Source organism: Pseudomonas chlororaphis subsp. piscium, assembly GCF_003850345.1.
GTDB lineage: Bacteria > Pseudomonadota > Gammaproteobacteria > Pseudomonadales > Pseudomonadaceae > Aquipseudomonas > Aquipseudomonas piscium.
In genome coordinates, this window is record NZ_CP027707.1 from 4,893,489 (window position 1) to 4,907,709 (window position 14,221).

The following is a 14,221-nucleotide window of genomic DNA, read 5'->3' on the forward strand; positions in this document are numbered from 1 at the left end:
GCCATTCTGACAATGGGCAATGATAGTTTTTTATCTGGCAGGGTCTGAGACAACAAGCCCGCCCGGCACCCCGAATGCGCCGGGGTGCCCCTTTACGGGCGAGCGCGGAAACTATGAATCCAGCGGCGGCGACCTCGATCAGGCACGTCTTGAAGTGCCGCCTGCGGGCTCATCTCCCTTGCCTCACTGCTCCTCGACCTTCTGCTCCTTGCAGTCCTTGAGCAACTGCTGTTCCTTGGCGGTGTGGTCGGCTTCCAGGAAGCTCAACAGGCCGCTGTCACCCTTGGTGTGCCAGCGGTAGCTGTTCTGCTCGTCGTCGGCGACATACAGCGCGCCGGAGCCGGAACGGGCGATATGCATCGGGATCAGTTGGCCTTTGTAATACAGGGTGGCGAACGAGGCGCCGTTATCGATGTTCAGGTACGCCGCCTGCACCTCTACCCCACCCTCGCAGCGGTAGTTGGCCAGGCTGCTCTGGTGCGCCGGCAATTCCGGCTCGGCCGGGGTCGTCGCGGCCTGGGCGAAAAACGGCGCCAGCAGCAAGGTGGTTCCCAGAATCGTTGAAATCTTCACTGCACATCTCCTTGTTCATGCGCCTTTATGACGAGCCCCTTTACGACGGGCCTCTGTACGACGAAGCAGGGCCCCATAAGTTCAGGCCGGACTTGTCTCAAGGCATTCGCAAATTGCGACAGCTTGTATCCGGCGCTCTCTCGCCACCGTAAATAAACCCGATTCAAATCATCGAGTTAAGCGCCAGCGAAAACTGGCACAGGGGTTGCGAAAGCCCTCGCCTCACGCATAACAAGAGGTTCTGTCATGGCTATTGCAACCCTGCTCCCCGCCACCACCGCCTTTATCCAGCGCGCCCCGCGCATGCTGATCGGCGCCGAATGGGTCGAGGCCGCCGACGGCCAGACCATGCCCCTGCCCAACCCGGCCACCGGCGAACAACTGTGTGTGGTGCCGCGGGCCACGGTGGACGATGTCGATCGCGCGGTGCTCGCCGCGCGCCAGGCCTTCGACGATTCGCCCTGGAGCCGCACCCGGCCGCGGGAACGGCAGAACCTGCTGTGGAAACTCGCCGACCTGATGCAGCGCGACGCCGAGCTGCTGGCGCAACTGGAATGCCTGAACAACGGTAAGAGCGTCGCGGTGGCCCAGGTCATGGACGTGCAACTGGCCATCGACTTCCTGCGCTACATGGCCGGCTGGGCGACCAAGATCGAAGGCAGCAGCGTCGAGGTCTCAGTGCCGCTGATGCCCGACCAGCAGTTCCACAGTTTTATCCGCCGTGAGGCGGTGGGCGTGGTCGGCGCCATCGTCGCCTGGAACTTCCCGCTGCTGCTGGCCTGCTGGAAGCTCGGCCCGGCCCTGGCCACCGGCTGCACGGTGGTGCTCAAGCCCGCCGACGAAACCCCGCTGACCGCGCTGAAACTCGCCGAACTGGTGCAGGAAGCCGGTTACCCCGACGGCGTATTCAACGTAGTCACCGGCACTGGCATCACCGCAGGCTCGGCCCTGACCCACAACCCGCGGGTGGACAAGCTGACCTTCACCGGCTCCACCGCGGTGGGCAAGGAGATCGGCAAGATCGCCATGGACTCCATGACCCGGGTCACCCTGGAACTGGGCGGCAAGTCGCCGACCATCGTCATGGCCGATGCCGACCTGGGCAGCGCCGCGGCCGGTGCCGCCAGCGCGATCTTCTTCAACCAGGGCCAGGTCTGCTGCGCCGGCTCCAGGCTGTATGTGCAGCGCAAGCACTTCGACAATGTGGTGGCCGATATCGCCGGCATCGCCAACGCCATGAAGCTCGGCAGCGGCCTGGATACCAGCGTCGACATGGGCCCGCTGATCTCGGCCAGGCAGCAGGAACGGGTCTGGCGCTATATCGAAATGGGCCGGGACAGCGGCGCCACCATCGCCTGCGGCGGCGAGCAGTTCGGCCCCGGTTATTTCGTCAAGCCGACGGTGATCGTCGACGTCGACCAGCAGCATTCGCTGGTGCAGGAAGAGATCTTCGGCCCGGTGCTGGTGGCGATTCCCTTCGACGACGAAGCCGATGCCCTGCGCATGGCCAACGACAGCCCCTACGGCCTGGGTGCGAGCATCTGGTCCAACGACCTGGCGGCGGTGCACCGGATGATCCCGCGGATCAAGTCCGGCTCGGTCTGGGTCAACTGCCACAGCGCCCTCGACCCGGCGCTGCCGTTCGGTGGCTACAAGATGTCCGGCGTGGGCCGGGAAATGGGTTATGCGGCAATCGAGCATTACACCGAGCTGAAGTCGGTGTTGATCAAGCTCTGACCCGCGACAGCCCATAGCGCCTCGCACTCGCGCAAGCGCTTCTCCACGGGGGCGCCGGGGTTTGTCCGGCGTCTCCCGACGACTGGTTCAGGCTCGACGACCTACTGCCCGGTCCGCGCCCCGAACGGCTGCTACGCTCAGCCCGAGTCGGCTCGATAGCTGCCCTGTGAGCCTGGCTCAACCACCTTCACCCCACACCTCATCACCACCGAAAACCTGAGGAAAGCATCATGGGATCAAATGGACATGATCACGACGGCGTCCAATGCGGATGCCACAACCCCATCTGGAACGCTCTAAAGGACAGCCTCGACCCGGCCAGCCATACCGCTAGCCAGCCACAGGAGGCCAATGAACTGGCCAAGGAACCAGCCGGCGAGTCCATCATCTTTACCAACGGCACCATCTACCCCTTGCGCGACGGCAATATGGACGATCGGGTCGAGGCCCTGGGTATCCACGCCGGCGACGTGGTCGCATCCGGCACCCTGGCCGCCGTCGAAGCCCGCATGAACGCCCTGGGTATCACCTACAAGAAGCAGTCCCTGAACGGCAAGACCCTGTTGCCCGGCCTGATCGAACCCCACGCCCATATCGTGCAGAGCTGCGCCACGGAAGGCTGGCTGAACCTGGGGGCCATCGATACCGACAACCCGGATGAGCACAAGAACCAGCGACTGCGGCCCACCTATGACTGGCTCTGGTTGAAAAACACCATCCAGAGCAACCTGCCCAAGGACAACTCGACCTGGATCCTCGGCCATCAGGTCGATCCGGCGCTGATGCCCTTCCAGGTCGTACCCCACGGCCTGAACAAACTCATCACCTTGCACTGTGGCCCCGGCGATGACGTCGGCAACCTGGACACCATCGACAAGCAGCATCCGATGCTGCTGATCAGCGCGTCCATGCACACCGCCTACCTGAACACCGCGGCGAGCGACGCGGTGTTCAAGAAGACCGGCGTAAGGGCCAACAACGGAGTCCTGCAGGAAGCCGAGGTGCTGGCCGCCATCAAGAGCATTCCCCTCCGGCAGCAGCTGGAAATACTGAATATCTTCAAGCACCTCGAAGACTACTTCGACAAGGCCTCGCGTCGCGGGATCACCCTGCTCTACGACGCGATGATGGACTCCCAGTCGAAGCTGGTACTGGGCGCCTACTTCCTGACCCGCCCCCGCAAGCTGCGGATCGGTTACGCCGCCGCCTGCGATGGCACGCCCGAGGCCATCGGCAAGCTGCCGCGCTACCAGCCGGTCAGCCGGGAACAGGCCAAGCGCTTCTATCAGGGCTCGGTCAAGCTGGTGTCGGACGGTTCCAATCAGGGGCTGACGGGTTATCAGGCGCAGCCTTACTGCTGCGAGACAGACCGGCCGGTGGGCAATTTCAATTTCTGTGACCAGGACCACACCCCGGTCACCACACCCGATGCCTACAAGACTGTGGTGCGCAATGCCGTCGAAACCGGCTGGCCGCTGATGATCCACGCCAACGGCGACCGAGCCATCGACTTCACCCTGCAAGCCTATGAGGCGGCCTTGCAGGGCGGCAGCGCCCTGGAAAAACGCCACCGCATCGAGCACTGCTCGCTGCTGACCGCGAACACCCTGCAGACCCTGCAGCGCCTGGGCCTGTCGCCGAGTTTCCTGATCGGTCATGTCGGCTACTGGGGCTATTCCTTCAAACAGGCGATCTTCGAAGGCAAGGCCGAGCAGATGCTCGACCTGTGCCAGTCGGCCCTGGACCACAACCTGAGAATGACCCTACACAGCGACTGCTCGGTAACGCCCCTGGGGCCGCTGCGCTCCATGGAGCAGGCGGTGACCCGCAAGATGGAAGGCATTCGCGATGCCCAGGGGCGGTTCGTCCACGACCCAAGGCTGCAACCCATCCTCAATGAAGCCGAGTGCCTGACGCGCAAGCAGGCCTTGAAAGCCATCACCTATGACGCGGCCTGGCAGTGCCATGCCGAGGGTTGGACCGGGTCCTTGCAGGACGGCAATTTCGCGGACCTGGTGATTCTCGAGCAGGATCCCCTCGACGAAAAAGTGCCGGCCACCAGCATCAGGGACATCAAGGTCTGTGAAACCTGGAAAGGCGGCCACCGGGTGTACGTCAATCCCGCTAGCTGACCGTTAGCCATGGCAAGCCGGGGGTCTGTCCAGCCCCGGCTTGTTAGTGCTTCGTCAGGAACGACGGGGCTCAGATGGCCGCTGCGCGGTTCGCGGGCAAGCCTCGCTCCTACAGGGTTGTCTCATCTTCTGTAGGAGCGAGGCTTGCCCGCGATAAATCGCCCAGGCACCACACATCCGCCGATCGATTGCCCAAGCCTTTACGCCGGCTGCGCCGCCGATCGCAGCCTGCGGCAGCGGCTACAAAAGCCGCCCCCGTCGCATCAAGGCTTGTATCCCTGCCCCAGCAACCAGCCACGCACGGCCCTGTCCTGCGCCTCGCTCAACCCCGCCAGCACTTGTTGCGCCGGTTCGTTGGGCAAGCGGCGCAACAGCGGCGCCAGCTCCACCCCTTGCACATGCCAGATACCCAGCGGCTGGTCCGGGGTGATCACCACCTCGGCTTCGTCCACCAGGCCCTCACGTAATACCGGCGCACGTTCGATGCGCAGGGCGGAAAAGTCCGCCATGGAGTGCGCCGGCTCGCGGTCCGGCCACTGCCGTCGCGCCTGCCAGAAAGGCCGTTCGGCCCAGCGCTGTTCATCGGCGTAGAAATCGCGGCCGATGCGGGCGAAACGCAGGAACAATTGCTCCACCCGCTGAGCATGGAAGCGCTGCGCCAGGGCCGCGCGTTCGGGCCGTTGCAGTAGGGTGTTGATCACCGCCGGCGCCTGCAACGCCGAGGACAGCGACTGGAAGATACCGTTGCCCGACAGCGGGTCCACGGCCATGGCCGCATCGCCCACGCGAATCCAGTGATCGCCACACACCTGCGGGCAGAGAATCGCCGTGCTGCTGCGCGCGTGCAGCTGCAAATCGTGCTCCGGCCCGTCAGCAAAAAACTCCCGGGCTAGGGCTGAACCCTGGCGCCGCTGACGGCAGTAATCCAGCAGTTGCGCCTTGCCCGGCAACTCCGCGCTGGCCACGTCCACCGTCAGCTGCCAGTAACACTGGCCGTCGGCCTGGCGCGCCATCCAGGCCCAGCCGTCTTCAAGGCTGTGCACGGCACTGGCGGTGGCCCCCGGCGCGCCCTGCCAACGGTTGAGCAGGCTGAGGGTTTCCGGGCCCCGCAGGCCTTTGCCCAGCTCTTTACTCAATGCCGGCGCCTGGCGCCCGCGGGCCTCCACCAGAAAGTCCGCGAGGCGCTCGGCCTGCCCCTCGATCCGCACCCGATGCCCGCCCGCCGTTGACTGCACCTCCAGCACCCGGCCTTCGATCAGCTCGACCCCCGCCTCGCGCAGGTCTTCGCGCAGGCCGCGATCGAAGCGCGGGCGATCCAGCAGGTATTCGACGTTCTGCCCATGGTTCTGGCCGTTCCATGCCACCTGACGCTGGGACGCCTGCAACCCAGCCTCCAGCGCACGCCCCAGGCCGGCGCCACGCAGGGCTTCGATTACCCGCAGCGACACCCCTTCCAGCGCCGGGAAACGCCGCCACTCACTGACCAGCGCCACCTCGTAGCCCAGGCGTCGCAAGCCCAGGGCCACCGCGGCACCCGCCGGACCGGCGCCGAGAATCAGCAGCGGCCTCATGTCCAGCCGCGCCGTTCGGGGCCGTGATAGCGGGCATGGGTCTGCAGCCACTGGACCACCTGCGGGTTGTCGGCATCGCGGTGTTCGCCGAGGTAACGGGCGATATGCCCGCTCAAGGCCGCGCAGCCCAGGCTGGCGCCGGACTGGCCAGGGTGGCTGCCCTGCACACAGGCGGCGAAATCGGCCTGCTGGCTGTCGAGCCACGACCACTCGCCGGGGGTGCAACGGGCATCGCCGGTCACCCGCAGCACACCCGGGTAGCGGGCCGGGAATACGCCTTCGCCCTGGGCTGGGCTTGATGCGCACAACAGCACGCCGCGGGCCAGGGCCGCCGCGCAGGCTTCGCGCAACAGGCTGCGGTCCTGGCGCAGCCCCAGGCTGAGGTTGATCAGCCGCACCTGCTGGCTCACCAGCCAGTCCAGGGCGCTGGCGATCTGCAGGGCGCTGGTCACCCCGCGCTGGTCGAACACCTGGGCCACACAGAAACGCGCCTTGGGCGCCCGCTCGCGGATCGCCTCGATAATCGCACTGCCGTGGCCAAGAGGGTCCTCGCGCAAGTCACCCACGCCCACCCCGTCCTCCACCAGATAGAAGCGCCGCCCGGCCAGCACCCGCTGGCGTTGTGCAGCCGAATGTCCGCTGTCGACCACGCCGATCCGCAGCTCAGGCTTCATGGGGCACCTTCACCGACTGCAAGACGCCGTCCACCAGTTCGAAGCGCAGGTCGGCGTCGGCCAGGGTCGAGGGCCGATGGCTGATCAGGATCCGCGTGCGCCCGGCGAACAGCCGGTCGATGGCCTCTATCACTTCGCGCTCGGTGCTTTCGTCCACCGCCGAGGTGGCTTCGTCCAGCACCAGGATCAAGGGGTCCTGGAGCAGTGCGCGGGCAATCGCGATCCGTTGTTTCTGCCCACCGGACAGCTGCTGGCCGCGCTCGCCCAAGGGGCTGTCCAGGCCTTCGGGCAACGACTCGATCAGGCTCTCCAGCTGTGCCAGCCGCGCCACCTCGGCCACCGCCGCGCGCGGTGCGTCGGGCACGCTGTAGGCCAGGTTGTCGGCCAGGCTGCCGCGGAACAGCACTATGTCCTGGCTGACCACCGCAATGCGCCGGCGCAGCTCGAACAGGTCGAGCTGGCGCAGGTCCACACCGTCCAGCAGCACCTGCCCGGACTGCGGGTCGTGGTGACGTTGCAGCAGGTCGATCAGGGTCGACTTGCCGACCCCGGAGCCGCCGCCCAGGGCGACTTTCAGGCCATAGGGAATGCGTGCCTCGATGCCGCGCAGGGTGCTCGGCCGCCCCGGGTGGCTGAAGTGCAGATCACGAAAATACAGCTCGCCGCCGCTGGGCATCGGCAGCGGTTGCGGTGGCGTGGTCACGCTCGGTTGTTCGCCGCGCAACTCCATGACCCGACCCAGGCTGACGGTCATGCGCTGGATCGCCACGTACAGCCCCAGCAGGCTCTGCACCGGCCCCACGGCCATGCCCAGGTAAGTGGAAAAGGCGATCAGCGCGCCCAGTTGCCAGGTGCCCTGCACCACCCAATAACCACCGATCAAAAACGCACAGGCCCGCGACAGCGAAGTCAGGGTGCCGGGCACCGCCTGGGTGAAAAACTCGCTGACCTGCAGGCGCAGCAACTGGCTCATGTAGCCCTGCCCCAGGCGCTCCAGGCGCTGCGCTTCACGCTGCTGCTGGCCGGCGCTCTGGATAAACTTCATCACCGGCAGGGTCTCGACCATGAACGACGACATGTCCGCCGAACGCTCGCGCAATTGCCGCACATCGCGCTCGACCTTACGCCGCATCCAGCGCAGCCAGAGCAGGTCCAGGGGAATCAGCAGCAGCGCCAGCAACGACAGCTGCCAGGACAGGGTCACCAGCATCGCCAGGGCCACCACCAGGCCGATCACGCTGGACACCGCGGAGAACAGCGAGTCGACGGCAAAACGCTGGATCTCCGCCACATCGCCATCGAGCCGCGACATCAGGTCGCCGATCCGCCGCTGGCCATAGAAGCCCGGCGACAGGCGCTGCAAATGGCGGTACAGGTCATCGCGCAGGGCAAACAGAATCCGCCCCGACAGGCGCGTGTGCAGGTAGCGGTTGATGCCCGACAGCGCGGTGCCCAGCAGCCCGGCGAGAATCATCAGCCCGGCAATCCACACCAGCATCGGGAAGTTGCGCGCCAGCAGGCCGTCGTCGATCAGCAGCTTGGTCAGCCACGGCTGCACCAGCACCAGCAGCGAGGCACAGACCGACAGCGCCAGCAGCCCGGCGATGGCCAGGCGCTGCGGGCGGACGAACCCATACAACCAGCGCAAGGCGGCTTGCAGGGCCGCGGGGTCAGGGCTGTCCACCAGCCGGCTGAGCAGGCGCGACATCAGTTGCGCAACTGCTTGAGCTTGCGATAAAGGGTCGCGCGACTGATGCCCAGGGCATCGGCGGCGGCGGAAACATTGCCCTGGTGACTGTCCAGCGCCTGGCGGATCAGCTCCAGCTGGTTCTCGCGGATGCTGCCGGTGGCCGGCCGTTCGCTGGCGTTGAGATCGTCGAGCATGCTGTCGGGCAGATGGTCCAGGCCCAGGGCCGTTTCGCCCTCCTCGCGCATCGCCAGCGCCGTGCGCAGCACCATCTCCAGCTGGCGGATATTGCCCGGCCAGTGATAGCCGGCCAGCAGCTGGCGCAGGTCCTCGGCCAGCGGTGCGCCGGGGCTGCCGAGCTTGGCCAGCAGGACCTCCAGCAGATCATCGAAGTCTTCGCGTTCGCGCAGCGCCGGGAGCATCACGCTGATGCCGTTGACCCGGTAGAACAGGTCCTCGCGAAACTGTTTGTCGGCCACCTGCTGCTTGAGGTCGCGGTGGGTGGCGCAGATCAGCGCGATGTCGATGTCCTGCTCTTCGCCGGCGCCCAGCGGCGCCACCTTGCGGTCCTGCAACACCCGCAGCAGGCGCGCCTGCAAGGCCAGCGGCATATCGCCGATTTCATCGAGGAACAGGGTGCCGCCATGGGCCTGTTGCAAGCGGCCGATCATGCCGCCACGGCGCGAACCGGTGAAAGCGCCCTCGCGATAACCGAACAGCTCCGACTCGATCAGGCCTTCGGGGATCGCCGCGCAATTCACTGCAATAAAAGGTTTGTCGGCACGGTTGCCGGCCAGGTGCAGGGCGCGGGCAACGACCTCCTTGCCGGTGCCGGTTTCCCCCAGCAGCAACACCGGCAAGGCATTGGCCAGGCCCTGGCGGGCCATGCGCAGGGCGCGGGCATAACGGCTGTTGCTGCCGGCCAAAACCTCGAGTTGCGGATGGGTCGGGGCGCTTTTCGGCGTGCTGCGCGGCACGCTGCTGACATTGATCGAGCGCTGCGGCGCGCGCAGGGTCTTGTAGAAAAACTCGCCCTTGGCGGTCTGCAGGCTGCCGATGCCACCCTGTTGCAGGCGCGCCAGCAAGTGCAGGCCGTCGACGCCGAGGAACTCTTCGCAGCGCCGCCCCACCAGGGTCGAGCGCGGCGCGTTGAGCAACTGGCAGGCCTGGGTGCTGACCGCGAGGATCTGCCCGCCCAGGCTCAGGGCCAGCAGGCCTTGCCAGGGGGACTCCAGGTACTGCCGGCGGCTGTGGAACGCCAGGACGATCTGCTCCGGGTAAGAGGCGTTGAACACCCGGCTCTCGATCTGGCTGACCGCCATGGCCAGCAGCGCCGAGCTGTCCTGGAAGCGCCCCAGCGGACCTTCGCGGGTCAGGTCGAGCACGCCGAGGATCTCGCCCTGGGGACAATGGATGGGCACCGAGGTGCAGGAAAAATGGCTCAGGCGATCCAGGTAATGTTCGCCGCAATCGATCATGGTCGTGCGTGCTTCCACCAGCGCCGTGCCCAGGGCATTGGTGCCGCGGGTGGCTTCACTCCAGCAGGCGCCGAGGGTGATGTCTTGCACGCCGCTACCCTTGAGCCGGTCGGCCCGGCCCTCGATCGACAGAATGGTGGCGTCGGCATTGGCCAGGATGATCAGGCCGTCCTGGCCCTGGCGCTCGGCCAGGTAGTCGATGGCGGGGATCGCCGCGTCGAGCAGCAGACGATTGCTCGCCAGCAGCACCTCGAGGCTGGCGCCGGACTCCAGGCTCAGCTCCGGCTGACCATTGAAGTGCACGCCATGGCTGAGGCTGCGCCGCCATGAAGCATCGATTTCCGCACGCAATACGCCATCGGGGACTTCGCCTTCCAGATGGAGTTTTTTCCGGGCCAGTCCGGCCTTGTGCTGCAGCTCGCCCGTTGTTGTTCTTATAAGAGTCATCAAGCGCTCCGAATCGGTCCGCCCGGCCCTCCCCGGTCCATTCCCTTGGATTGCGAGGAGCACGCAAGCCACGGCCAATGTCTACACCCGGTTCAGATGGCAGTAAAGGGAAGTTTGGCCCGTGGCCAGCCTTGCCTTTACAGAAGCAAAACCTGCGCCACGGGAGAAACCGCGCCAGGGCATCTTGACGTTAACGTAAAGCAGATGGCAAGTGCCGTATGGCGTCCAGTTCTCTCCTGGTACTCACTGGTCGCCCGACGCTTTTCTAGCGGTGAAACGGCCCCAGTAAATGACCAGTCCGAACAGGGGAACAATAAAGCAGGCAACAAGCCTGATAAGTCATGCGGACAAACTGCCAATTAAATCCCCCTCTATATTCCGAAATGACTTATTGCCAATACTTACAGGAAGCTCTGATCATTCTTTAGCGGGGTTATAAAGACAACTTCAGCACTATTACCATTAGCACTTATCTCTATAGCCACTAAGCATCATCATTCTCTCCCCTGACAAAGTCAGTTATCCGTCAAATCTGTAACTACTCAAAACCTCAGGAGCATCTTGCTGTTTTAAATAAATAAAAAAATATTATCGGGCACTAGAAAATAATGACTACTCTGATCCTGCTGGATGCGAACGGACAGAACGCGAGTCGACAAGGAGGTCGAAGTCATGCGTCGGAACACTATTGCCCCGCACTTCTACGACAGATCAAGACCGTCAGCCTGCACACTTCAGACAGCCCAGGAAAGTCACTGGAGAATGACTGTTCGTAGTGGACATTCAAAAGGCGCTCACCCACTCAAAGAACACCTTCCACAAGGCTACCTCGCCAGCATCGATAGCAAAATCATCCAGATATCTTGCCTATTCCGAGCGGCCCCTGAGCAGCGCTCCCAGCCCCGCACAACACTACTGTGCCCTTCTAAATCAGCCTCCCGCAAAGTTGCCATTTCAGGGCAGAGCCTGATTGGCGGCATCCCCTATGAAAGTCCATGGCGATGGAAAGCCCACGGCAAGAATTAACTTCAGCTATTTCGCCCACAAGGAGAGTCAGCATGTCCAGTTCATCCACCCCAAACTTGCGAAACTTCTTCAGAAATTTCGATTCGGGAATCATCAACGGTCTGCCTGCGTTTCTTTACATCGATCGGACGGATGTCAACGGCGACCTGCCGTTCCTGCGCCACTACGTGAACAGTGATGAGTATCGGGATATCCCACTTCCCCCCAGCGCGCCCGGTACCCGTATCCACGCAGCAAGCCTGGTGAAGGACGAAGCCGACAACGTCCTGGCAATTACCTGGTACCACTCGGGAGGCGCCAGCAATCATGAAGCCTTCTTTGCCCACCTCGTTGCCGAACCTACCGGCATCCAGGTTGCAAAACCTATCCCCCTGGACCTCCCCAATATCATCTCGCCGCTGCTGGTGAGTCTGGTGCCATCGGGCGAACACTTCTATTTCGCCTGCATCGACGCCCGTACAGACGGCCCCTGGAAGTTCTGCCTCGCCAGCCTCGATACCCGGACCCTGGAACCGACCTCCCGCGTGACCGAACTGGACGCCGAAGTCTGCGAGTCCTACCGCGACGAAAACCTGCGCCAACTCGGTCGCAACCTGACCCTGGTCGCCGACACCAACGGTGGCGCCTTCCTGCAGTTCGTCAACAGCCACCACAACATCGCGGTCTACCACGTCGGTCCCCCCCGGAGCGGGGTTGTGAGCCACCGTCATCTGTTCAACCTGAGCGCGGAACAGATCGGTTATCACACGGCGGTCTTCGACCCCGATTACAGCACCCTGGTCACCTGCTTCGGCACCATCACCCCGGTTACCAAAGAGCAACGGATCTATGGCATTGCCTCGCAGATCTTCGGCGATACGCCCTCGAAGAAAACCCTTCGGCCCCGGCACAGCGTGGCTCCCCTGCAATTTCGGCAATTGAGCCTGCGTCCCGGCAGCTATTACCGCCCGCAGATATCCCGCATCCAGAACGACGCGCAGGAGCAGAGTCGCTACCTGGTTTCCTGGGAGGGCGATGCCAGCATCGACTTCTCGGAATTCAGCGCGGACCTGGACCCCACCAGCATCGAGTATTCCCTGGAGGCCACGCTGCCTGGCAACCACCGCGCTATCGCCACCGACAGCCTCTATGGCATCGCCTACCAGGACGACTGCAGCGAACCCCGGCAGGTCGGCCTGCAGTACCACAGCCAGTCCATCAGCCGCCAGGACAGCTGATATGAGCATTACCGCTGTCCATGTCGCCCCGGTATCGGCAGTTGCGATGAGGCGTCGCGGTCAAGGCTCGATGGCAAGTACCCCAACCCCAGCCTGCCCTGCACGGCCGGCGGGTCCCATTCCGAAGACAGTCCTCAAACAGTCACAGGTGCCTGAATGAATACCAATTGGTTGAACGACTTGAACATTTTCTATGACGACAGCAACAACGAATCCCTGCGCGGCGTGCTGAAGACCGATGTCAGCGGTCACCTGATCGGCACCTACCAAGGGCCGAAGGTTTCCGGCTACACCACGCTCTATGGCCGCATGGAGACGAAAAATGGCGCGCTGCGCCCGACCTATCTGCTTCCCGCCCTCACCCAGCGGACCCAGAAGGATGTCGACACCACGCCGGTCCAGGGCAGCGACGACTTTGTTGCCGTCTGGGCCAGCAACGACCCGGGGGCCTTTCGCATCTTCGCGCGCAAATACAGCGTCAGCGAGCGCCAGGGTATCGGCGCGCCCTACCCGGAAATCCAGATCAGTGGCTCCAACGGTGATTATGTCTGCCCCAGGGTCATCTACAACCCCGCCAGTTGCCAGTTCTTCGCCTGCTGGATCGGCGTGACCGAACGCCAGTTGCAAGGTATCTGGCTGGACAAGGACACCCTCGAGCCGACCAGTTACCCGGTGATGATCACCACCGCCGTCTATCCGACCCTGTTTAGTCCCAGTGCCGATCTGGACGCTTCCACCTACGAAAATATCGTGCTGATGAACCATGGCGACGGGGTGATCGTCGGCGTCCAGGAAACCCTGAGCAAGATCAACTTCCTGCGGGTGGGCAGACCCAGCGCCGGCACGTCGCCGGTCAAGCCGATGACCAGCTACTCGCAAACCGGCATGGGCAAGTTCCATGCAACCTTCGACACCCTGCACAACAACATCATGCTGGTGTATATCGGCACCCGCTCCTATATCTATGGCGACCGAGTCCGGATCTTCGGCAAGGCCAATCAGTATGAGGCTGAGCAGTACCAAAGCGCTCAGGACAATCAAGCCGCCTCCCCCGTTCAACTGAACAACAATGTCTACGCCGCGAGTCAGCCCTATATCAGTGCCATGCCGGCCAGAGGCGGTGTCATTGACTTCCTTGTGACCTGGAGTACCGGTTATACCGGCATCTTCCTCAACCGTTTCGATGACTCCTTCTTCCCATTGACGGCGGAAACATCGATCAACCCGGGCGACGGCGGCAATACCTTTCCAAAAGTCGTCGCCAGCAGCAACCAGATCGCCGTGCTGCTGCAGGCGACCCGTTACAAAGGTAACGCCCTGGGCGCCCAAGGTGTCCTGGCTTATGTGAGCCGATACGACTAAGCAGCGCTACCTCCTGTCGGCATCCCGGCAGGAGGTGTTCCGCTCATCACTGATAAATGATCGTAAAGGTCGCCGCTGCATTGGCCAGTCCCGGCGTCACTGTGGTTGCCTTCTGCAAGTAACGCGCGCGCAACGTGATGCGCAACGAGCTGTTTTCCGGGCAGCGGGGATCGACACTCATAAAGTTGCGCACGGTCGAGAGCGGCAGCAGCGCATTGATGGCATTTTTCCAATCCATACAGGCTTCACCCCTGATCTTCACCCGAAAAGCCTCGTAAGGAAGCAGCTGGCGCTCAGTCAGCATCTGAATATGCAAG

Annotated in this window: 10 protein-coding genes; 4 read left to right on the top strand and 6 right to left on the bottom strand. The window is 63.6% G+C overall.

The features are described from left to right. Positions 1–183: 183 nt before the first annotated feature. Positions 184–573, bottom strand: a complete 390-nt coding sequence (locus tag C4K38_RS21880) for an MliC family protein (protein WP_053280163.1) — start codon at positions 571–573, stop codon at positions 184–186. Between the two features lie 246 nt (positions 574–819). Here C4K38_RS21880 and C4K38_RS21885 point away from each other — a divergent pair, with 246 nt between their 5' ends. Both C4K38_RS21885 and C4K38_RS21890 read left to right on the top strand, forming a co-directional pair. Further along, positions 820–2,310, top strand: a complete 1,491-nt coding sequence (locus C4K38_RS21885; protein WP_053280164.1) for an aldehyde dehydrogenase family protein — start codon at positions 820–822, stop codon at positions 2,308–2,310. A gap of 230 nt (positions 2,311–2,540) precedes the next feature. After that, positions 2,541–4,442, top strand: a complete 1,902-nt coding sequence (locus tag C4K38_RS21890) for an amidohydrolase (RefSeq protein ID WP_053280165.1) — start codon at positions 2,541–2,543, stop codon at positions 4,440–4,442. A gap of 263 nt (positions 4,443–4,705) precedes the next feature. On the opposite strand, the gene qhpG is transcribed toward C4K38_RS21890, so the two are convergent. From qhpG to C4K38_RS21910, 4 genes are read right to left on the bottom strand one after another with little or no spacing between them, the layout of a single operon-like run. After that, positions 4,706–6,013, bottom strand: a complete 1,308-nt coding sequence (qhpG, locus tag C4K38_RS21895; protein WP_053280166.1) for a flavin-dependent monooxygenase QhpG — start codon at positions 6,011–6,013, stop codon at positions 4,706–4,708. Further along, the gene (qhpE, locus tag C4K38_RS21900; protein WP_053280167.1) at positions 6,010–6,687 is read right to left on the bottom strand and encodes a subtilisin-like serine protease QhpE; all 678 of its coding nucleotides are present in this window, start codon (positions 6,685–6,687) and stop codon (positions 6,010–6,012) included. Before qhpE ends, qhpG begins: the two co-directional genes overlap by 4 nt. Continuing rightward, positions 6,677–8,395 (bottom strand): ABC transporter ATP-binding protein, encoded by a 1,719-nt coding sequence (locus tag C4K38_RS21905; RefSeq protein WP_053280168.1) that lies wholly within the window; start codon positions 8,393–8,395, stop codon positions 6,677–6,679. Before C4K38_RS21905 ends, qhpE begins: the two co-directional genes overlap by 11 nt. Further along, complete coding sequence (locus C4K38_RS21910; protein WP_053280169.1) at positions 8,395–10,299, bottom strand: sigma-54-dependent Fis family transcriptional regulator; 1,905 nt, start codon at positions 10,297–10,299, stop codon at positions 8,395–8,397. The genes C4K38_RS21905 and C4K38_RS21910 overlap by 1 nt, the downstream gene beginning before the upstream one ends. A gap of 1,058 nt (positions 10,300–11,357) precedes the next feature. On the opposite strand from C4K38_RS21910, the gene C4K38_RS21915 reads away from it, so the two are divergent. Continuing rightward, positions 11,358–12,542, top strand: a complete 1,185-nt coding sequence (locus tag C4K38_RS21915; RefSeq protein WP_053280170.1) for a hypothetical protein — start codon at positions 11,358–11,360, stop codon at positions 12,540–12,542. A gap of 156 nt (positions 12,543–12,698) precedes the next feature. Beyond that, a complete protein-coding gene (locus C4K38_RS21920) occupies positions 12,699–13,904 on the top strand; it encodes a hypothetical protein (RefSeq protein WP_053280171.1) in 1,206 nt (401 codons plus the stop codon). Positions 13,905–13,950: 46 nt separating this feature from the next. On the opposite strand, the gene C4K38_RS32475 is transcribed toward C4K38_RS21920, so the two are convergent. After that, positions 13,951–14,220, bottom strand: coding sequence for a fimbrial protein (locus C4K38_RS32475; protein ID WP_053280172.1), 270 nt, complete (start codon positions 14,218–14,220; stop codon positions 13,951–13,953). Position 14,221: the final 1 nt, after the last annotated feature.